The organism is Pantoea sp. paga, assembly GCF_007558755.1.
Lineage (GTDB): Bacteria > Pseudomonadota > Gammaproteobacteria > Enterobacterales > Enterobacteriaceae > Pantoea > Pantoea agglomerans.
Window position 1 is genome coordinate 51,473 of record NZ_VLTF01000007.1, and the last position, 20,979, is coordinate 72,451.

General features: G+C 55.6%; 17 protein-coding genes, 4 tRNA genes and 1 other RNA gene. 3 read left to right on the top strand and 19 right to left on the bottom strand.

Annotated features, from left to right (window positions below):
- Position 1: 1 nt before the first annotated feature.
- Positions 2–1,198: a protoheme IX biogenesis protein HemY gene (gene hemY, locus FOV68_RS17440; RefSeq protein WP_143991274.1), complete on the top strand. Its 1,197-nt coding sequence runs from the start codon at positions 2–4 to the stop codon at positions 1,196–1,198.
- 1,117 nt (positions 1,199–2,315) lie between these two features.
- Here the strand turns inward: hemY and FOV68_RS17445 are convergent.
- The 19 genes from FOV68_RS17445 to trxA all read right to left on the bottom strand — a co-directional run bounded on the left by FOV68_RS17445 (position 2,316) and on the right by trxA (position 18,060).
- Positions 2,316–2,445, bottom strand: a non-coding RNA gene (locus FOV68_RS17445) — RtT sRNA.
- 31 nt (positions 2,446–2,476) lie between these two features.
- A tRNA-Pro gene (locus FOV68_RS17450) sits at positions 2,477–2,553 on the bottom strand.
- 20 nt (positions 2,554–2,573) lie between these two features.
- Positions 2,574–2,660: transfer RNA gene (locus FOV68_RS17455), tRNA-Leu, on the bottom strand.
- A 16-nt stretch (positions 2,661–2,676) separates the two neighbouring features.
- Positions 2,677–2,752: transfer RNA gene (locus FOV68_RS17460), tRNA-His, on the bottom strand.
- A 98-nt stretch (positions 2,753–2,850) separates the two neighbouring features.
- Positions 2,851–2,927, bottom strand: a tRNA-Arg gene (locus FOV68_RS17465).
- A gap of 158 nt (positions 2,928–3,085) precedes the next feature.
- The gene (gene wecG, locus FOV68_RS17470; protein WP_031292610.1) at positions 3,086–3,826 is read right to left on the bottom strand and encodes a lipopolysaccharide N-acetylmannosaminouronosyltransferase; all 741 of its coding nucleotides are present in this window, start codon (positions 3,824–3,826) and stop codon (positions 3,086–3,088) included.
- 25 nt (positions 3,827–3,851) lie between these two features.
- Positions 3,852–5,195: an ECA oligosaccharide polymerase gene (wzyE, locus tag FOV68_RS17475; RefSeq protein ID WP_143991275.1), complete on the bottom strand. Its 1,344-nt coding sequence runs from the start codon at positions 5,193–5,195 to the stop codon at positions 3,852–3,854.
- Positions 5,192–6,259, bottom strand: coding sequence for a TDP-N-acetylfucosamine:lipid II N-acetylfucosaminyltransferase (locus FOV68_RS17480; protein ID WP_083070409.1), 1,068 nt, complete (start codon positions 6,257–6,259; stop codon positions 5,192–5,194). The genes wzyE and FOV68_RS17480 overlap by 4 nt, the downstream gene beginning before the upstream one ends.
- Positions 6,256–7,506 (bottom strand): lipid III flippase WzxE, encoded by a 1,251-nt coding sequence (wzxE, locus tag FOV68_RS17485; RefSeq protein ID WP_010257347.1) that lies wholly within the window; start codon positions 7,504–7,506, stop codon positions 6,256–6,258. Before wzxE ends, FOV68_RS17480 begins: the two co-directional genes overlap by 4 nt.
- Positions 7,506–8,636, bottom strand: a complete 1,131-nt coding sequence (gene rffA, locus FOV68_RS17490) for a dTDP-4-amino-4,6-dideoxygalactose transaminase (RefSeq protein ID WP_143790260.1) — start codon at positions 8,634–8,636, stop codon at positions 7,506–7,508. The genes wzxE and rffA overlap by 1 nt, the downstream gene beginning before the upstream one ends.
- The gene (rffC, locus tag FOV68_RS17495; protein ID WP_143991276.1) at positions 8,623–9,330 is read right to left on the bottom strand and encodes a dTDP-4-amino-4,6-dideoxy-D-galactose acyltransferase; all 708 of its coding nucleotides are present in this window, start codon (positions 9,328–9,330) and stop codon (positions 8,623–8,625) included. Before rffC ends, rffA begins: the two co-directional genes overlap by 14 nt.
- Positions 9,308–10,189, bottom strand: a complete 882-nt coding sequence (gene rfbA / locus FOV68_RS17500; protein ID WP_010257356.1) for a glucose-1-phosphate thymidylyltransferase RfbA — start codon at positions 10,187–10,189, stop codon at positions 9,308–9,310. The genes rffC and rfbA overlap by 23 nt, the downstream gene beginning before the upstream one ends.
- A 19-nt stretch (positions 10,190–10,208) precedes the next feature.
- Complete coding sequence (gene rfbB / locus FOV68_RS17505; protein ID WP_143991277.1) at positions 10,209–11,279, bottom strand: dTDP-glucose 4,6-dehydratase; 1,071 nt, start codon at positions 11,277–11,279, stop codon at positions 10,209–10,211.
- Positions 11,276–12,535, bottom strand: coding sequence for a UDP-N-acetyl-D-mannosamine dehydrogenase (wecC, locus tag FOV68_RS17510; protein WP_083070412.1), 1,260 nt, complete (start codon positions 12,533–12,535; stop codon positions 11,276–11,278). Before wecC ends, rfbB begins: the two co-directional genes overlap by 4 nt.
- Entirely contained in the window at positions 12,532–13,662 is a 1,131-nt protein-coding gene (gene wecB / locus FOV68_RS17515) for a non-hydrolyzing UDP-N-acetylglucosamine 2-epimerase (protein ID WP_033759719.1), read from the bottom strand. The genes wecC and wecB overlap by 4 nt, the downstream gene beginning before the upstream one ends.
- 10 nt (positions 13,663–13,672) lie before the next feature.
- Positions 13,673–14,722, bottom strand: a complete 1,050-nt coding sequence (wzzE, locus tag FOV68_RS17520; RefSeq protein ID WP_031590308.1) for an ECA polysaccharide chain length modulation protein — start codon at positions 14,720–14,722, stop codon at positions 13,673–13,675.
- Positions 14,723–14,749: 27 nt separating this feature from the next.
- Positions 14,750–15,835 carry a UDP-N-acetylglucosamine--undecaprenyl-phosphate N-acetylglucosaminephosphotransferase gene (gene wecA, locus FOV68_RS17525; RefSeq protein ID WP_022624853.1) on the bottom strand — a complete coding sequence of 362 codons (1,086 nt, stop codon included), beginning with the start codon at positions 15,833–15,835 and terminating at the stop codon, positions 14,750–14,752.
- Between the two features lie 280 nt (positions 15,836–16,115).
- The gene (gene rho / locus FOV68_RS17530) at positions 16,116–17,375 is read right to left on the bottom strand and encodes a transcription termination factor Rho (protein WP_010257369.1); all 1,260 of its coding nucleotides are present in this window, start codon (positions 17,373–17,375) and stop codon (positions 16,116–16,118) included.
- A 352-nt stretch (positions 17,376–17,727) separates the two neighbouring features.
- Positions 17,728–18,060 (bottom strand): thioredoxin TrxA, encoded by a 333-nt coding sequence (trxA, locus tag FOV68_RS17535; RefSeq protein WP_003851963.1) that lies wholly within the window; start codon positions 18,058–18,060, stop codon positions 17,728–17,730.
- A gap of 117 nt (positions 18,061–18,177) precedes the next feature.
- Between trxA and rhlB the strand changes: the two genes are divergently transcribed.
- The gene (rhlB, locus tag FOV68_RS17540) at positions 18,178–19,470 is read left to right on the top strand and encodes an ATP-dependent RNA helicase RhlB (protein ID WP_022624852.1); all 1,293 of its coding nucleotides are present in this window, start codon (positions 18,178–18,180) and stop codon (positions 19,468–19,470) included.
- 7 nt (positions 19,471–19,477) lie between these two features.
- Positions 19,478–20,962, top strand: coding sequence for a guanosine-5'-triphosphate,3'-diphosphate diphosphatase (gene gppA / locus FOV68_RS17545; RefSeq protein ID WP_010671664.1), 1,485 nt, complete (start codon positions 19,478–19,480; stop codon positions 20,960–20,962).
- Positions 20,963–20,979: the final 17 nt, after the last annotated feature.

Here is a 20,979-nt window from a genome sequence, read left to right on the forward strand (position 1 = left end):
CATGCTTAAGGTATTTATCCTCTTTATCCTGCTGATTGCTGGCGTAGTGCTGGGACCGATGATTGCCGGTCATCAGGGCTACGTGCTGATTCAGACCGATAACTGGAATATCGAAACCAGCGTCACCGGCCTGGTCATTATCCTCATCCTCAGCCTGCTGGTGATTCTGGCCGTGGAATGGCTGCTGCGCCGCGTGCTGCACACCGGCGCGCGTACCCGTGGCTGGTTTACCGGACGTAAACGCCGTCGCGCCCAGCGTCATACTCAGTCGGCGCTGATGAAGCTGGCAGAAGGCGATCACCGTCAGGTGGAAAAACTGCTTTCTAAAGATGCCGATCACGCTGATGTGCCGGTGGCGAACTACCTGCTGGCAGCAGAAGCTGCGCAACAGCGTGGTGATGAAATCCGTGCTAATCAGCATCTTGAACGTGCTGCAGACCTGTCGGAGAGCAACACTATTCCGGTAGAAATTGCCCGCGCACGTATTCAGCTGGCACGTAACGAAGATCATGCTGCGCGTCATAGCATTGACCGTCTGCTGGAAGTGGCACCGCGTCATCCTGAAGTGCTGCGCCTCGCCGAACAGGCGTATGTCCGTACTGGTGCCTGGAGTGCATTGCTGGATATTCTGCCCGCCATGCAGAAGGCGCAGGTCGGCGATGAACTGCATCGTGATGCGTTACAGCAGCAGGCCTGGCTGGGTCTGATGAATCAGGCGATGGCCGACCAGGGCAGCGATGGGCTGAAGCGCTGGTGGAACGATCTGAGCCGCAAAACCCGTCAGGAAACGACGCTGCAGGTGGCCATGGCGGATCATCTGATTGAATGCAACGATCACGACACCGCGCAATCGATCGTGCTGGAGGGCCTCAAGCGTCATTATGACGATCGTCTGGTACTGCTGATGCCTCGCATCAAAAGCGGTAATCCGGAAGCGCTGGAGAAAGTTCTACGCCAGCAAATCAAACAACACGGCGCAACACCGCTGCTGCACAGTACGCTGGGGCAGTTGCTGATGCGGCATGGTGAATGGCAGCAGGCTGCTGAGGCACTGCAGCAGGCGCTGGCACAGCGTCCTGACGCGTTTGATTATGCATGGCTGGCGGATGTTTACGATCGTCTGCGTCGCCCGGAAGAAGCGGCGAAGATGCGTCGTGAAGGGTTGTTACTCACACTGAAGAACAATCCCAACGCCTGATCCTCTTTTCATACCTGAGAAAGCCGGGCTTGCCCGGCTTTTTTGTGCCCGCAATCTGCCAGCACGCTTTCGCAGGCAAAAAAAACACCTGCCACTGGCAGGTGTAAGATCAGGTCGGTAAGACAACCGGGAGGTACCTGACTCAACGTAGTGTCTGTTAACCCTGTAAGGCTTTCGCGATACAGGCAGGCAGACAACAGGTACCTAAAATTGGCTCTGCGTCATTCCCAGGTTTATGTAGCATCAGCAGACATAAGAGGTGGAATGAGCATCTACAGCAGAAGTATTGCACAAGCCATGCCAGGTTTATGATTATTTTTAAAATCACGATAAATCAGCAGGTTAAAAAATTAGCTCAAAGCTTCATTCAACAGGCCTGTCGGGAAATGTCGGTATCCAGCGACAGCTGGCATTTTCTCTGTCTCTGAATGGAGACAGCAAGGTCAATCTCTCTGTGAACTCAACAATAACAATGACTTATTTGTCGGCAATTCACGACGCTGTTGCTACTGTTTAAGCAACTTTATCTGACAACTGGCGAAATCGAGGGTGAGCTGGCATCAAAGGATTAGCTAACAAGCAGCCCGCTCTCACTGCTGTGCGGGCTTCAGGGAGCATACGCCTTTCGCAAAGACGCAAAAGACGCCATCCATGGCAGGCTCAGCGCGGGCCGTCCCTGGCCCGCGATGCTTTGCTACAGGCGTATGCTCCCTTCGCTTCACGTATGGCAGACGCATCTGATACTTACAAGGACGCTTCAGACAAATGACAGATCTAAACCCGGATGCATCTGACGACAGCGCATAAGCTCAACGCGCAGGGAGCATGGTCAGAAGAGGAAAGCGTCCCACGCCAGGGACAAAAACGCCGGGAGCGTTTTTGAACAACGCAAAGCGTTGGCCCGTTTACGGGCGCACCTCAGGGATGAGGTGCGTAATCGTGTGGGCCGAGCGGCCATGGATGGCTAAAGCGACTTTCCGATCTGACCATGTTCCCTTGGCAGGCTCGGATTTACAGCAAACTTATTTAGCTGTACTCACCTAAACCTCTTTCGGAGGTCCTCATCCTCTTATCTGCAGACGAAAAAAAACCTGTCTTTTCAGACAGGTTTCTAAAATGGTCGGCGAGAGAGGATTACACTGCTCTGCGAGCCGCGCCCTGCGGGCCGTTGCTGAAGCAACGTTGTCTCGCTACGCTCGGCTCAAACCTCCTTCGGAGGTTCTCATCCTCTTTTCTGCAGACGAAAAAAAACCTGTCTTTTCAGACAGGTTTCTAAAATGGTCGGCGAGAGAGGATTCGAACCTCCGACCCACTGGTCCCAAACCAGTTGCGCTACCAAGCTGCGCTACTCGCCGATTTTTTTAACTGTTTTGCCTGGTGCGAAGAGAGGGACTTGAACCCTCACGTCCGTTAAGACACTAACACCTGAAGCTAGCGCGTCTACCAATTCCGCCACCTTCGCGTTTCCCAGCAAAATCTGGGGTGGCTAATGGGACTCGAACCCACGACAACTGGAATCACAATCCAGGGCTCTACCAACTGAGCTATAGCCACCACAATACTTAATGTCACAAGTTAAAAACCTGCAGCATTTAAATCTCTACTGCCAACCGCGGTAAATCAACCACCGAAGCTCATGCGCACAAACGATATGGCGCGCCCGACAGGATTCGAACCTGAGACCTCTGCCTCCGGAGGGCAGCGCTCTATCCAGCTGAGCTACGGGCGCGTAGCGCCGTTGCGGATGTGCATACTAGAGATAAGCGCCCATCGTGTCTAGTGCTTTTTAAATAAAAAGACGCGTTTGATTACGCTTTGTGCATTTTGTCGACAAATAGTGCATTTCCTCTCTCACAACGCGTAAAAATGCGGCATTTATCAGCAATATCAGAGATCGCCACGCCAGTGATAGCGCAAATATTTAAGCAGTTTTAATTGCCGGCGCAGGCGGCCAGGCTGCCGAATCAGACGATAGAGCCACTCCAGCCCCAACCGCTGCCAGATCTCCGGCGCTCGCTTCACATGGCCGGTGAAAACATCGTACGTTCCACCCACGCCCATATAGAGCGCATCAGGCCAGTGCGCACGGCACGCCAGCATCAATAGCTCCTGACGTGGCGACCCCAGCGCTACAGTCACCAGCTTCGCGCCACTGGCTGCAATCCGGGCAAACAGCGCATCCTGATCGGCTGGCGCAAAATAGCCATCCTGCGCCCCGACAATATTCACATTCCACTGACGACGTAGCTTATCGCAGGTTTCATCCAGCACCTGCTGACGACCGCCGATAAGAAACACAGGCGTTCCTTCCCGCCCGGCGCGTTCCATCAGCGCTTCCCATAAATCTGCACCCGCAATGCGCTGCACCGACGCGTGTGGATACTTTTTACGAATCGAGCGCACAATGCTGATGCCATCGGCGTACGCATATTCCGCCTGCGCTAACAGCGTGCGTAATCCCTCATCCCGCTCAGCGGTCAGGATCTTCTCCGCATTAATCGCCACTAAAATACCGCTGCGTACGCTCTGCGGGGGCATCAAAAAATTCACCGCCGACGGCATGTTTTCGAAGCCATACAACTCAACGCCGCGAATCCGGTACTGCGGCGTCTCAGTTAACTTTGTCATATCTTCCGTCAATCCCAGAGGTTACTCAGAGCGGGCTGTGCAACACCCGCCCGCTGCGGTCGCGAATCAAACCTGCGCGATCCAGTAACCAGAAAAGTAATTTAGCCATGCCCAGACAGGCAGCAAAAATGATGCAGAAAAACACCACGCGTGAACCGAACGCATCAAGGCCTTCGCGTGCCAGCACGATCATGTTTAAGACCGCACCAAAACAGAAGCTTTGCAGGATAGCGCCGGTGTAACGGTTGGTCTCAAGGCAGCCACGCTGATAGATCGCATCAAAGGCTTTTATAATCATCCCTACCGCGACCGCACCGATCGGAATCGCCCAGACGCCGCCCATCACCACCAGCGACCCTATCAGCGTGGGTGAGATCGCCAGGCCAGAATGGTTGTTCAGCACTTCCCAGGTGAAGTAGTTAGCACTGTTTAACACTGCCAGCGGCCGATCCGGCCAGAGCCAGGTCGGAATGAAAACGTAGAAATCACGCCACAGCGGTGCCAGCCCCTGAAACTCAATTCTGGCGTAGTTATCCAGCAGCAAGGCGAGATTCTCCCACGGCGAGAAGGTATCACGCGTCAGATACAGAAAGGTATAGAACGCTTCATCGCCCATAACGTCGAGGTTATAGCGGCGCAGTGCCAGCCAGAACATTCCTGCAATCGCCAGCACGCCCGCCGTTGCCAGCATCCACAAAGTGATCCAGCCACGGGTAATCCCGATAAACAGGAACAGGGCAAACGCTATAATAATATTGGCTCGGGTACCGCCCACCAGCGCGTAGGTCAGTAAACCAAAGGCAACGGTCACCACCAGGAACAGCAGCCAGTTGCGGCGCGTCGGGCTCAAAAAGTAGGGGATCAGCATCGCCGGAATAAAGAAATAGAAGAAGCGCTTAAGCGCTACACCCGACACTTCACTGGAGAAAATCTGGTTATAGGCGGTCAGGCGGAACAGCAGAAAACCGTTATGAATGAAGAACACCGTCACCGTACCCAGCGCCACCAGCGCCAGGATCACGCAGGTCAGATGGGTTTCGACGCGATTCATCTGCAGCCAGGGCTTCGCCGGAGACGCGCTGGCGGGTTTCAGTCGCACTTTATAGCTGACGTAATAAATGGCGTAAAACGCCGTGGCCGACAGCAGCGCCTCCAGCAGGTTCTCAACCGGCACCACTTCGACATTAAAGCGAAACACCAGCACGGAGGTCAGCGGGAAGCCGAAGTAAAAGGTCAGTAAGAACAGCAATGTGAAGAACAGATGAAAGTTAAAACGGACGCGCTTAAACTCCCGCCAGGTCAGGGTCAGAATAAAAACCAGCGACAGCAGATAGACCACCAGCAGGCCGCCAAACTGCATAAGACTCATGACAACTCCCCTTCGCTAAGCTGTAACGCGGCTCGCCAGCCCGCCAGATAACCCGGCGCAAAAAAGGCGATAGCCTGTTTATCACAGCTCATCAGCTGACGACGTGCCTCGGCGATCACCGCAGGCGACAGCGTATCTTCACTGAACAATACCGGAAGCTGCTGCTCTGCCACATCACGCCAGAATGGATTTTTGCGGGTCAGGACAAACGGCACGTTGGCCTGGATCAGCAGGCAGAGTGTTCCCACCCCTTGCTGACGTTCAAACATAAAATAGCCGACATGGCAGCGCGCCAGCAGGGCTAAGTAATCATCGAAGGCCAGGTTTTCACGCATCAGATTCACCTGCCCGTTCGGGAACAGCGCATCGGCAGCGGCCTGAATCTGGCTGATATAAGCCTCATTACCTGGCGGATAGCCCAAAGGGACCTCGATACGCACCTGCTCGCCAAACTGCGCGTGAATCGCTTTTAAGCCTTCGATATGTCGGTTACTCGGATCGCCCGAGTTACCCAGCAACAGCGTAAAAGGTTGCGACGGGACAGATTCAACGGCTGCGGCGGGCATTCTGGTGGGAAAATAGAGCAGTGAACCGGGTACGCGCCGATGGCGCTGCTGGTAGTGATGCAGGTCGCCCCGGGTCGCAAAAATCTGTGCAACCCGCCCCTGCGCTATCCGGCGAACCAGATAGAACAGGCGGAACTTCAGGCTGCGCGAATCTTCATAAAGATCGGCGCCCCAGACGTGCCAGAACAGCTGTGAACGACGCAGCTTACCGCTGAGTAACGCCAGCCAGATCCACGGGTTAAATTGTCCGTGGCAGAAAAAACGCTGCTGACGATTTCTGGCCCGCTGCACTACCGCCTGCGCCAGCGCTTTCTTACTGGTAAAGCACTCGATCTGCAACGCACTGAACGGCGCCAGGCTCTCAGGCTGCTGCGTCACCACCATAAAATGGCGTGGCGCAGCCGCTGGCTGCTCAACGCTGAGTACGTCGTTGAAAAAGCGCAGCACCGTAAGATTGTGGTGGGGAATGTCCGATCCCAAAACGTGAATTAAAGTCATTTTTTCCGGCAGTAAACAATAAAAGCGCCACAACAGAGGGCAAAGTAAGCCATATAGGTAAACATATAGGCCTGCGCCGCCCCCGTCGCGCCATGTAACGGGATCAACCAGCGTGAGAACAGCGTCAGCAACAGGAACTGGCTGATCTCAGTCAGAACATAAAAGCGCAGCGAGGCTTTGGCGATAACCAGATATCCGAAAACATAGGCGCCGACCTTAAAAACATCACCGCACAGCTGCCAGACAAAGAGATCGCGCATCCCGCGAAAAGCTTCAGAGAACAGCAGGCTGATGGCGAAATCGCGCAGTACCCAGACACCCAGGCTGGCAACCGCCACGGCGGGCAGGACAAAGCGCAGTGCACGGCCAATCTCGCGCGCGATGTCGCGTTTGTTATCCAGCCGCGCCAGCGTCGGCAGCAGCCAGACGCTAAACGTCGCGGTAATAAACTGCAGATAGGCATCGGAAATGCTGGTAACGCCCTGCCACAATCCGACCTGTGCCCAGCCCTGCTGCTCCGCCAGCAGATTACGCATCAACACCCAGGCGACCGGCAGGGTCACGGCAGTGATCAGCGCCATCAGGGTATATTTTGCCAGATTACGGGCCAGCTCAGGATGCCATTGCGGTCGCAGCCAGCTAAGCGGCAGCGGCGCACGGCGTTTCAGCATCAGGAGTGCAGGCAGCAGCAGCAAAGCCGGCACCAGCGCCAGCCCGGTCAGCGCGCCCTGATAGCCGCCCAGCCACCAGCAGAGCAGATAGCCCGCCACGCCAATCAGGCTGCCGAGAATCAGCGCCAGCGCATTACCGCGCGCATCGCGATAGCCCTTCAGCAGCGCCAGGGTAAAGTTGGCCCAGGCGATGCCGAGCTGAAGAAACGCCACCACGCGGATAACGCCCTGATAGCGGTCGTGACCAAACAGCGCGATGCTGATGGGTGCCGCCGCCAGCAGAAACAGCAGCGCCAGCACACCGGAAAAGCCCAGCACCATGGTTGATGCCGTGCCCACCATCGCCCGCAACTGTTCGGGCTGCTGCTGATACTGCGCCACATAGGTGGTAACGCCATTAAAGATGCCTGCGCCCGCCAGCACGCCCAGCACGGTGATCAACTGACGGAAGTTCCCCGCCTGGCCGACACCCTCGGGTCCGAAGCTGACCGCCAGCAGTTTGACGACCAGCAGGCCGGCCACAATTTTTACCAGCGTGGACGATGCGGTCCACACTGAGGCTCTGGCTAATGACATCAGGAAAAGAAGCTCAGCAGTGAGCTGATAACCGTGCTCTGATTATTATCCGACAGGTTATAAAACAGCGGCAGGCGCAGCAGGCGTTCACTTTCCCGCGTGGTAAAGCGATCGTCGCCGACAAACTGCGAGAACCGCTCACCGGCGGGCGAACTGTGCAGCGGAATATAGTGAAACACCGTGAGTATCTCGGCTTCTTTCATCCAGTTTATCAGCGCCTGACGATCGTCCTGATCGCGCAGTTTGATGTAGAACATGTGCGCATTGTGTTCACAGCTGGCGGGGATCACCGGCAGACTGATGCGTCCCTGAGCCGCCAGCGGCTGCAGCGCATCGTAATAACGCTGCCAGATGCGTAACCGCTGCTGGTTGATACCTTCAGCGGCTTCCAGCTGCGCCCAGAGATAGGCTGCCTGCAGATCGGCCATCAGATAGCTCGATCCCATATCGCGCCAGGTGTATTTATCGACCTGACCCCGGAAGAACTGGCTGCGATTGGTTCCTTTTTCCCGCACGATCTCGGCGCGCTCGACCAGGCTGGTGTCGTTAATGAGCGTCGCGCCACCTTCGCCGCCGGCGGTGTAGTTCTTGGTTTCGTGGAAACTGAAACAGCCAATATGACCGATGGTGCCGAGCGCACGACCTTTGTAGCGTGACATCACGCCCTGCGCCGCATCTTCAATCACAAACAGCTTATGCTTTGCCGCCAGCGCCATAATGGTGTCCATTTCACAGGCCACGCCTGCGTAATGCACCGGCACAATGGCGCGGGTTTTTTCAGTGATGGCCGCTTCGATCAGCGTTTCATCAATGTTCATGGTGTCCGGGCGCACATCGACAAACACAATGCGGGCGCCGCGCAGCACAAAGGCGTTGGCGGTAGAGACAAAGGTGTAGCTCGGCATAATCACTTCATCGCCGGGCTGCAGATCGATTAACAGCGCCGCCATCTCCAGCGAAGCGGTACAGGAGGGGGTCAGCAGTACTTTTTTGCTGCCAAACCGCTGCTCCATCCACTGCTGACAGCGACGGGTAAATCCACCGTCGCCGCACAGCTTGCCGCTGTTCATCGCCGACTGCATATACTCAATTTCTGTGCCCACAATAGGGGGCGCATTAAATGGAATCATGACCTTTCCTGTAAAACCAGTACGCGGTGCTGTCGAGCCGGGCACCGCTGCGTAAATAGAGGCGCATCGCCGTGAGATTGCTGAGCTGGGTAGCAACCCGAAGCTGAGCCAGCTGTCGTACCCGCGCCCAGTCTGCCGCCACCAGCATCAGTCGCTGACCCAGCCCCTGGCCCTGCGCGTCGGGCAGTACGCCCAGCAGGCCAATGCGGGCATCGCCATCCACCGCGCGCAGCGAAACAAATCCCTGCAGCTGACCCGCGGTATCGCTTGCCACCAGACACTGATCGTCAAACGCCCCGCGCACCGCATTTTCAATCCACTGCGCATAGAAGCGTCCACTGGCGTCCGGTGCATACCAGGGCGTGCGAAAACGACTCTGGCTGAAGAGCTGTGAGGCCGCATCGCGCAGTAGCGGGATCTGGGCTTCACGCGCGATGCGAATTCCCGTCTGCCGTTCAGTCTGTTTCACCGCCAGCGTCAGATCTGCTTCGCCTTCTGCCAGCCGGAACTGATGCTGCTGCAGCGTATCAATCAGTGCCGTCTCGCTGGCAGCGACTTTTATCTGCATCAGCGCACAGGGATGAAGCAGCGCCTGTTCCAGCGGAATGTCACCTTGCGGCTCCAGCCGCACAGTATTAACACCGAAGAATGCGCTCTCCCAGCTAAGGGGATTAATATTGACGTGGACGGGCATGTAATAAATCCAGCAGGTATTGGCCGTAGCCGGTTTTTGTCAGCGCTTCACCCGCGGCCCGCAGCTGGTCATCACTCAGCCAGCTGTTACGCCAGGCAATCTCTTCCAGGCAGGCAATTTTGAAGCCCTGACGTTTTTCCACCGTCTGCACAAACATGCTGGCTTCCACCAGGCTGTCGTGTGTGCCGGTATCCAGCCAGGCAAAACCTCGTCCCAGGAGTTCGACCGTCAGCTCACCACGCTCCAGATACATCTGGTTAATGGCCGTGATTTCCAGCTCGCCCCGCGCTGAGGGCTTCACCTGTTTCGCGAATTCAATAACCTGATTGTCATAAAAATAGAGCCCGGTTACTGCCCAGCGCGATTTCGGCTGCTGTGGCTTCTCTTCAATCGAGATCGCCTTGAAGTTATCGTCAAACTCCACCACGCCGAAACGTTCCGGGTCCATGACCTGATAGCCGAACACCGTTGCGCCACGATTCTGTTCGACGACTTTCCGGAGCTTGGGGCTGAAGCCCTGGCCAAAATAGAGGTTATCACCCAGAACCAGGCAGCAATTATCCTCCCCGATAAAGGATTCGCCGATGATAAAGGCCTGCGCCAGCCCATCGGGACTTGGCTGCACCGCATAGCTAAGGCGTATCCCAAATTCACTGCCATCGCCCAGCAGACGTTCAAACTGCGCCCGGTCTTCCGGCGTGGTAATTAACAGGATGTCGCGAATACCCGCCAGCATCAGCACGGAGAGCGGATAGTAGATCATCGGTTTGTCGTAAACCGGCAGAAGTTGCTTTGATACTGCACGGGTTATCGGGTGTAGCCGCGTGCCCGACCCTCCCGCTAAAATGATGCCTTTCATCGCTGCTCCTTACACGGGTTTATTGCGATAAGCCAAGGCGTTCGCCCTGATAGCGGCCATCCAGAATAGCCTGCCACCAGGTGGGATTGGTCAGATACCATGCCACGGTTTTACGCATGCCGCTTTCAAAGGTTTCCTGCGGCACCCAGCCAAGTTCATGCGCGATTTTACTGGCATCAATGGCATAGCGCTGATCGTGACCGGGGCGGTCAGTGACATAGGTAATGAGGTCGCGGTAATGCGCCAGCCCGGCAGGTTTCTGCTCTGCGGCCAGCTCTTCAAGCAGGCTGCAGATAGTTTCGACCACCTCAATATTGCGTCGCTCGTTATGGCCGCCAATATTATAAGTTTCGCCTGGCTTGCCATGGCTGACCACCTGATAGAGTGCGCGGGCGTGATCTTCGACGTAGAGCCAGTCACGAATCTGCTGTCCGTTGCCGTAAACCGGCAAGGCTTTCCCGGCCAGCGCATTGATGATGGTCAGCGGGATCAGCTTCTCCGGGAAATGGCAGGGGCCGTAGTTATTTGAACAGTTGGTGACCAGCGTGGGCAGACCGTAAGTTCGCAGCCAGGCCCGCACTAAATGGTCGCTGCTGGCCTTGCTGGCGGCGTAAGGACTGCTTGGCGCATAAGGTGTGGTTTCGGTGAAGTAAGCCTGGCTGTCATGCAGATCGCCAAAGACTTCATCGGTCGAGATATGGTGGAACAGAAAGGCGGTTTTGCGCGCGTCATCCAGGTTTTGCCAGTAAAAACGCGCGGCTTCCAGCAACTGATAAGTCCCGACAATATTGGTCTCGATAAAGGCCAACGGCCCGTCAATTGAACGATCCACATGGCTTTCAGCCGCAAGATGCATCACACAGTCTGGCTGATGACGGGCAAACACCTGATCAAGTACCGGGCGATCGCAGATATCGACCTGCTCAAAATGAAAGCGAGACGAGTCGGCAACGCTGGCGAGTGACGCCAGATTTCCGGCGTAGCTGAGTTTATCGACCACCACCACCTGATGTTCGGTTTCTGCGATCAGAAAGCGCACCAGTGCGGAACCGATAAAACCGGCACCGCCCGTGATCATAAAACGCCTCATCGCCACACACCTTTGGTGTCGACAATCCAGTTCTGCTGAACGCTGGCACCATCAATGCCGCGGAAGGCGCGGTGATCGACCAGCATCACCAGAATATCGGCCTGTTCCAGCGCCTGCCCGGCAGAGACCAGCACGGCTTTGTCGGCCAGTGCGTCAGCAAGCTGCTCAATATGGGGTTCAACCACCCAGGTGGTGCCGCTGTGCCACTCTGCAATTTTCTGTGCCACACCCACCGCCGGACTTTCGCGCAGGTCGTCGATATTGGGTTTAAAGGCCAGGCCAAAGCAGGCGATGGTGATATCGCTGGCGCGCTTGCCGGTCTGCGTCAGGCAGTCCGCCAGCGCGGTTTTCACCTGGTCCAGCACCCACTGCGGCTTGGCGTCATTGACCTCGCGCGCGGTGCGGATCAGGCGGGCTAATTCAGGATTCTGCGCCACGATGAACCAGGGATCGACGGCGATACAGTGACCGCCGACGCCTGGACCTGGCTGCAGAATGTTGACACGCGGATGGCGATTCGCCAGCGCAATCAGCTCCCAGACGTTAATCCCCTGATCGGCACAAATCAGCGACAGCTCATTGGCAAAGGCGATATTCACGTCACGGAAGCTGTTTTCTGTCAGCTTACACATCTCGGCGGTTCGGGCGTTGGTTTCAACGCATTCGCCTTTTAAAAACAGCCGATAAAGCTCGCTGGCGCGGGCGGAACAGGCTGGCGTCATGCCGCCAATCACCCGGTCGTTGTTAATCAGCTCAACCATCACCTGACCAGGCAGCACGCGCTCCGGGCAGTAGGCGACAAAAATATCGGGCGTATCACCGTGCTGAGGAAAGCGCAGGTCGGGACGCGCCGCCGCCAGCCAGTCGGCCATCTGTTCGGTGCTGCCCACAGGTGAGGTCGACTCCAGAATCACCAGGTCGCCCTTTTTCAGTACCGGCGCAATCGACTCCGCCGCGGCTTTCACAAAGCGCAGATCGGGCTGATGCTCATCTTTAAAAGGGGTCGGTACGGCGATAAGAAAAGCGTCGGCGGCTTCCGGCTGCGTGGTGGCGCGCAGATCGCCACGCGTAACGGCCGCATGCACCACCTGATCTAAATCGGGTTCCACGATATGGATCGCGCCACGATTGATGGTTTCAACGGCGCGCGCGTTGATATCCACGCCGACCACTTTTTTTCCCTTTGAGGCAAAAACGGCTGCCGTCGGCAGCCCAATGTATCCCAGTCCAATCACGGAGATGGTTTCAAAACTCATAATTCGGCTCGGTTATCTTTTAAGGCTTGTAAAATACGACCACAGGCTTTGCCATCGCCATACGGATTATGGGCGTGGCTCATCGCCTGCCAGGCAGCGTCGTCAGTCAGCAAGGTGCTGACCTCCGCCACGATTCGGGCGATATCGGTCCCCACCAGTTTGACGGTGCCGGCGTCGACCGCTTCAGGCCGCTCGGTGGTATCACGCATCACCAGCACCGGTTTACCCAGCGAAGGCGCTTCCTCCTGAATGCCACCGGAGTCAGTGAGGATGAGCCAGGCGCGGTTCATCAGCCAGACAAAAGGCAGATACTCCTGCGGTTCAATCAGAATGATATTCTCAATGCCGCTGAGAATCCGGTTTACCGGCTCGCTGACATTGGGGTTAAGGTGCACCGGATAGACAATCTGCGCCTCGGGATGCTGGCGGGCAATCTGCGCCAGCGCGCTGCAGATACGTTCAAAGCCGCCACCAAAGCTTTCGCGACGATGTCCGGTGACCAGCACCAGTTTCTTATCCGGGTCGAGAAACGGATAGCGCGCCGCCAGTTGTGCATTCAGATTGCTGTCATCCAGCACCCTGTCGCGAACCCACAGTAGCGCATCAATGACCGTATTGCCGGTCACGATAATGCGCGCATCGGGCAGATTTTCCTGCAACAGATTCTGACGCGATCGAGAGGTGGGGGTGAAATGCAGATGGGCAAGATGACCGGTAAGTTTACGGTTACCCTCTTCCGGCCATGGCGAGGCGAGATCGCCGGTACGCAGACCGGCCTCCACATGCCCGACCGGAATCTGATGATAAAATGCCGCCAGGCTCGCCGCTAGTGTGGTGGTGGTGTCACCATGCACCAGCACGATGTCCGGTTTGAAGTCGAGCAGGACGGTTTTCATGCCCTCTAAAATGCGGCAGGTGATCTCGGTCAGCCCCTGCTCGGGACGCATAATATTGAGATCATAGTCCGGCTGCAGCTTGAACAGGCGCAGCACCTGATCGAGCATTTCGCGATGCTGTGCGGTGACGCACAGTCGCGATTCGAAAGCGGGATCCTGCGCCAGCGCCTGAACCAGCGGTGCCATTTTGATCGCTTCGGGGCGAGTACCAAATACCGTCAGAACTTTCACACTGTTTCTCTCACTCATGCGTGTCTGACATCAGACGCGGACGACGTGCCAGCGCCACTCCCGCGCCTGTTAATGCCCCAATGGCACCCCACATAATCATCATGAACAGACGTCGCGGACTGTCACGTGATACCGGCTCTTCCGGCGTACGCAGATAACGGTAGGTCTGGAACTGGCTGTTCAGTTTTGGCCCGGTCTGCAGCGTGGTCAGCATAGCTCTGTTCTGATCATAGCTGATATCAAACTCCGGACCGGTAGCGCGCAGCGTATCCAGCTGTCCCTGTAAAACGGGCTGGCCCAGCAGGAACAGGTCGCTGTCTGCCAGATTTTCACCCGCTTCACGCGTCTGTTTCTCATTGATGCCCTGCTGGCTGGCGATCTTCAGCGCCTGCTCCAGCCGATGCTGCTGGCGCTGAAATACCGCGTTAGCCACATCTTCCTGACGTTTCACCTGCGCCTGCAACTGGTCGGTACGCGCCCGCCAGGCACCTTTTAGCTCATCATTCAGATGACGTGCGGCGCGCTCACTGGCATAGGCGATGTACTGACGCAGCAGATTGTTGGCGTCGCCAGCGGTTTCCGCTTTGAGTTTCACGTTATCGGGCAGGTTATGTGCCGCGTCAGCGGGCGTAAACAGGATATTGCCGATCATATCGTCGAGCAGCGCGGCGTCATTATGTGCATTGCCGGTTTTACGACTCTTGTAATAATCCGTTTGCTGCCAGAACTCACGACGCGTATCCCAGGAGGCGAGTTGCATGGTGAACTCCTGATAAACCTGATCCATCACCGTGGGTGAAGGTGCGGCCAGGGTTAAGGCGTTGTTGCGCACATCCAGATTGGTCAGGAATTGCTGCTGCGCATAGTAAGAACCCAGCATGTTTACCGTCGGACGATCGGTGATCGCCGTGGTGCTCCAGACCTGTTTCAGCAGCAGCGTGGCCAGCCAGGCGATCAGAGCAAACAGCAGCGCCAGCCCGATAATCCAGCGCTTGCCACGCCATAAACGGCAGCAAAAGCTGCGAATATCCAGTTCGTTGTCCACAACGTCAGAAGGCATGGCAGAGGTATCCTTTATCAGCTCTTTTCAGGGTAATTTGTTTTTTGCTTCGCGATGATGGCTCAGACGGCGCTTAATGCGGCGGACACGTCGCGCCACGCGCCACGCATGTTTGAGGCAGTAGCCGTAAACCATAAACGCGCCCAGGAACAGCAGCAGCATCACCCACTCCGGGATAAATGCCAGATATTCACCCAGCACACCGATACCGGCGAGAATGGCCGCCGCAACGGTAATCAGCACAAAGGCCTGACGGGAGGTAAAACCGGCACGCATAATCAGATGGTGGATGTGCTGACGATCAGCCGAGAACGGACTCATGCCTTTACGCAGGCGACGATACATAATCGCCACCATATCCATCAGGGGAATGGCGATAAGCCACAGTGCGGTAACGGGCGTAATGGGATGGCTCAGACCCTGCGTCGTTTCCAGCAGAATCCAGATAATGGTGAACCCGATCATGGTGCTGCCGGCATCGCCCATAAAAACTTTGAAGCGACGGCCAAGGAAGCCGAGGTTAAGCAGGATATAGGGCAGCGTGGCGGCAATCATCGCAAAACACCACATCGCGAGGCTGGTCTGGCCGTCGAAGTAGAGGATGATCCCCATGGCGGCAAAAGTGACCGAGGAGAGTCCGCCCAGCAGACCGTCGATCCCATCCACCATATTAAAGGCGTTGATCGCGGCCCAGACGGCAAACAGCGTCAGCACATAACCGAAGGGCCCCACGATAAGCTCGAACGGGCCGACGATAAAGCCCAGGCTAAGCAGATAGAGTTTTGCGCCAAACATCATCACCAGCGCGACAATGGCCTGCACCACCGCACGAATTTTGACGCTGATATCGAAACGGTCATCCAGTGCGCCAACCAGCACCAGAACACCGGCGCAGCCCAGATAGAGCAGCGCGTGGGGCAGATAGTAGTTGGTAATGGCAAACGTAAAGCAGATACCTGCGAACACAGAAATGCCGCCCACCAACGGAATCGCGCCATGATGGCGTTTACGTGAGTTAGGCTTATCAACTAAACCAATTTTTTTAGCCGCTTTTCGAGCAAAAAAGAGGAAAGCCAGGGAAAAGAGAAAAATTAAACCAAGCTCAGTACTCATAGTGAGTAAATTCACGTTAAACGCTCTCAGCTAACATCCCGCACAACAATACGCGAAAAAACGCGCCTATCGCTGTGTCGGATTCCGAATTCTGCATAAAGAGACAGACGAACGGTCAAAAGTTCGCCATCGCTACCACAGTCATTATAAATGCTCCTGCCAGTGTTCAATCCTATAGCTCACAAATGAAAAACGCCACGTTGAGACGTGGCGTGAGGTCGATTTTCTGCGCATCTGGACTAAAAAAGCCGAATCTGAGGTTCGGCCAGGCAGTATCGGATTAAGAACGCTTCATCATATCGAAGAATTCATCATTAGTTTTGGTCATCGCCAGCTTGTTGATGAGGAATTCCATTGCGTCGATTTCGCCCATCGGGTGAATAATCTTACGCAGGATCCACATCTTCTGCAGCTCTTCCTGAGAGGTGAGCAGCTCTTCTTTACGCGTACCAGAGCGATTGTAATCAATAGCAGGGAAGACGCGTTTTTCAGCGATTTTACGGGCGAGATGCAGTTCCATGTTACCGGTACCTTTAAACTCTTCGTAAATCACTTCATCCATCTTCGAACCGGTATCAACCAGCGCAGTCGCGATGATGGTCAGGCTGCCGCCCTCTTCCACGTTACGTGCAGCACCAAAGAAACGCTTTGGACGATGCAGGGCGTTGGCATCCACACCACCGGTCAGGACTTTACCTGAAGCCGGAACCACGGTGTTGTAGGCACGCGCCAGACGTGTAATGGAGTCGAGCAGGATGATGACATCTTTCTTGTGTTCAACCAGACGCTTGGCCTTCTCGATCACCATTTCAGCAACCTGAACGTGGCGTGAAGCTGGCTCATCGAAGGTTGAGGCGATAACTTCGCCTTTCACCAGACGCTGCATCTCGGTTACTTCTTCCGGGCGCTCATCGATCAGCAGTACCATCAGGGTACAGTCCGGATAGTTGTGCGCCAGGCTCTGCGCGATGTTCTGCAGCAGCATGGTTTTACCGGCTTTCGGTGGTGCAACAATCAGACCACGCTGGCCACGACCAATTGGCGATGCCAGATCCAGTACGCGAGCGGTTAAATCTTCCGTTGAGCCATTACCCCGCTCCATACGCAGACGTTTATTTGCGTGCAGCGGCGTGAGGTTTTCGAACAGAATCTTATTACGCGCATTTTCCGGCTTGTCGTAGTTAACTTCGTTAACTTTCAGCAGCGCAAAATAACGTTCACCCTCTTTCGGTGGACGGATTTTGCCAGAGATGGTGTCACCAGTGCGGAGGTTGAAGCGGCGGATTTGACTAGGGGAAACGTAGATATCATCAGGGCCGGCGAGGTAGGAGCTGTCTCCGGAACGGAGGAATCCAAATCCATCCTGAAGGATCTCCAGCACGCCATCACCGAAGATGTCTTCGCCGCTTTTCGCGTGCTGCTTCAGGATTGAAAAGATAATGTCCTGCTTGCGCATACGAGCCTGGTTTTCCAGTCCCATATTTTCGCCGAGAGTAACCAGCTCAGCAACCGGCGTATTCTTTAATTCGGTAAGATTCATAGTGATGGGTTCTTAAACTCGGGGTAATACTCGGAATGTTTGTCGTGAATGGTATGGCAACTAATCCATGCCGTTAATGGCTCTTTTCGGCTCTTCCTGACGATCATCGTATGGAATGGCGATCGGTATGCAGGGAGATGTCCGAATGTGATGCCAGAGTTGGAGCTAACCGTAAGATTGCTGAACCGTTCTATCTTTATAAGGTACAGGGCGACAGGGTTCAACAAGGGAAAACTTTTAGATGCTAACTACAAGGTAAGTTCGTAATGCAGTTTTGGTAAATTAGCACGCCTGAAAGCGAACGTCCAGCAGCAGGAGATAAATTCACCACTGCCGGACATTCAGCCCTGAATTACGCCAGATTGGCGTTCAGGAACTCTTTCAGCTGGCCTTTAGACAGCGCGCCCACTTTGGTCGCGGCGACTTCGCCATTTTTAAACAGCAGCAGCGTCGGGATACCACGAATGCCATACTTCGGTGCCGTGCCTGGGTTATCATCAATATTCAGCTTAGCGATGGTCAGCTTGCCATCATACTCTTCTGCAACTTCATCAAGGATTGGCGCGATCATTTTGCAAGGACCGCACCATTCAGCCCAGAAATCTACCAGTGTAACGCCGTCGGCTTTCAGCACGTCGGTGTCGAAACTGTCATCAGTCAGATGAACGATTTTATCGCTGCTCATGTTTTACTCCACAAGATTATGCCTGGCGAATTGGCGTAAAATATACCAATGTTGGTTGACTTTATTTCATCGGATACGCTTTCGTAAAGCGATAGTAAGCTGATATTCTACCACACTATGAGCAAAACACACTTAACTGAACAGAAGTTTTCCGACTTCGCCCTGCACCCAAAAGTGGTGGAAGCCCTTGATACTAAAGGCTTTCAATACTGCACGCCGATTCAGGCGTTAGCTCTGCCTTTTACGCTTTCAGGGCGTGATGTTGCAGGCCAGGCGCAAACCGGTACCGGCAAAACGATGGCGTTTCTGACGTCAACGTTTCATCATCTTCTCTCTCATCCTGCGGCGGAAGGTCGTCAGGTTAACCAGCCACGGGCATTAATTCTTGCGCCGACGCGTGAACTTGCTGTGCAGATTCATGCAGATGCAGAACCCCTTACCGCCTCAACCGGCCTGAAACTGGGTCTCGCCTATGGCGGAGACGGTTATGACAAACAGCTTAAAGTGCTGGAGCAGGGCGTTGATATTCTGGTGGCTACCACCGGTCGCCTGATCGACTACGCGAAACAGAATCACGTCAACCTCGGTGCTATTCAGGTCATGGTGCTGGACGAAGCCGATCGCATGTTCGATCTCGGCTTTATTAAAGATATTCGCTGGCTGTTCCGTCGCATGCCGCCGGCGACTCAGCGTCTGAGCATGCTGTTCTCGGCGACCCTCTCCTACCGCGTTCGTGAACTGGCGTTTGAGCACATGAACAGTGCTGAATATGTGGAAGTGGAACCAGAACAGAAAACCGGCCATCGCATTCAGGAAGAGCTTTTCTATCCGTCTAACGAAGAGAAAATGCGCCTGTTGCAGACCCTGCTGGAAGAAGAGTGGCCCGATCGCGCCATTATTTTCGCCAACACCAAGCACCGCTGTGAAGATATCTGGGGCCACCTGGCTGCCGATGGACATCGTGTCGGCCTGCTGACCGGCGACGTTGCTCAGAAGAAGCGCCTGCGCATTCTGGATGACTTCACCAAAGGTGATGTGGATATTCTGGTCGCCACTGACGTGGCTGCTCGCGGTCTGCATATCCCGGCTGTTACCCACGTCTTTAACTACGATCTGCCAGACGACTGTGAAGATTACGTTCACCGCATTGGCCGTACCGGTCGCGCGGGCGCCAGCGGTCATTCAATCAGCCTGGCCTGTGAAGAGTACGCGCTGAACCTGCCTTCCATTGAAGAGTACATCGGCCACAGCATCCCGGTCAGCAAGTACAGCAGCGAAGCGTTGTTAACGGATTTACCGCCGCCTAAGCGTCTGCAACGTAGCCGTTCCGGCAATGGCCCGCGTCGCGGAGGGAATAACGCCAATCGTCGCGGTGCTCCACGCAACAACAACCGTAAACGTTCAGGTTAAGGCCACCATGCTAAGCGCATCGTCACTTTATGCAGCGATTGATTTAGGGTCTAACAGCTTTCATATGTTGGTGGTGCGTGAGGTCTCTGGCAGTATCCAGACCGTTGCAAAAATTAAGCGCAAGGTTCGCCTTGCTGCCGGTCTGGATAAAAATAACCTGTTGTCAGCCGACGCGATGTCGCGGGGCTGGCAATGCCTCAGACTGTTCTCTGAACAACTGCAGGATATTCCCCCCGATCAGATTCGCGTGGTGGCGACCGCCACGCTGCGTCTGGCTGCCAATGCGCAGACCTTCCTCGACACCGCCCAACAGATCCTTGGCTGTACCATCAACGTCATCAGCGGTGAAGAAGAGGCGCGCCTGATTTATCAGGGCGTGGCCCACACCACCGGCGGTTCCGACCAGCGTTTAGTGGTCGATATCGGCGGCGGCAGCACCGAGCTGGCTACCGGCGATGGTTCGCACGCGTCGGTGTTGTTCAGTCTGTCGATGGGCTGTGTGACGTGGCTGGAGCGCTTCTTCAGCGATCGTCATCTGGCAAAAGAGAACTTTGACCAGGCCGAGCTGGCGGCACGTGAGATGATCCAGCCCATTGCAGCGCAGCTGCGTGAGCAGGGCTGGCAGGCCTGTGTTGGTGCTTCAGGCACGGTTCAGGCACTGCAGGAGATCATGGTGGCGCAGGGCATGGATGAGCGCATCACGCTGAATAAGCTGCAGCAGCTGAAGCAGCGCGCCATTCAGTGCGGCAAACTGGAAGAGCTGGAAATCGAAGGATTGACGCTGGAGCGGGCGCTGGTGTTCCCCAGCGGCCTGTCGATTCTGATCGCCATCTTCCAGGAGCTCAGTATCGATAGCATGACGCTGGCGGGCGGCGCACTGCGTGAAGGACTGGTCTACGGCATGCTGCATCTGCCCATCGACCGGGATATCCGTACCCGTACGCTACACAACGTCCAGCGCCGTTTCAGCATTGATGTTGAGCAGGCGGATCGCGTGCGTCAGCTGGCGGAGAGCTTTTTCCGTCAGGTTTCCACGTTGTGGAAGCTGGATCAGCGCTGTCGTGAGTTGCTGCTCAGCGCCTGCGCGATTCACGAAATCGGCCTGAGCGTTGACTTCCGTCATGCGCCGCAGCATGCGGCGTATCTGGTACGTCACCTCGATCTTCCTGGTTTCACACCGGCGCAGAAGAAGCTGCTGGCCTGTTTACTGCAAAACCAGAGCGGCAGCATCGATCTGGCTTTGCTGACTCAGCAGAATGCCCTGCCGCCGCGGCTGGCGGAACGGATGTGCCGTCTGCTCCGGCTGGCGATTATTTTCTCCACCCGTCGTCGCGATGACACCCTGCCTGCGGTGCGGCTACAGGCAGACGATGATGCCCTGCATCTGACCCTGCCCGCGGGCTGGCTGGAGGCGCATCCGTTGCGCAGTGAGCTGCTGGAGCAGGAAAGCCATTATCAGTCTTACGTCCACTGGTTATTAACCCTGTCGTAATTGCCGTCGCGTGAGGC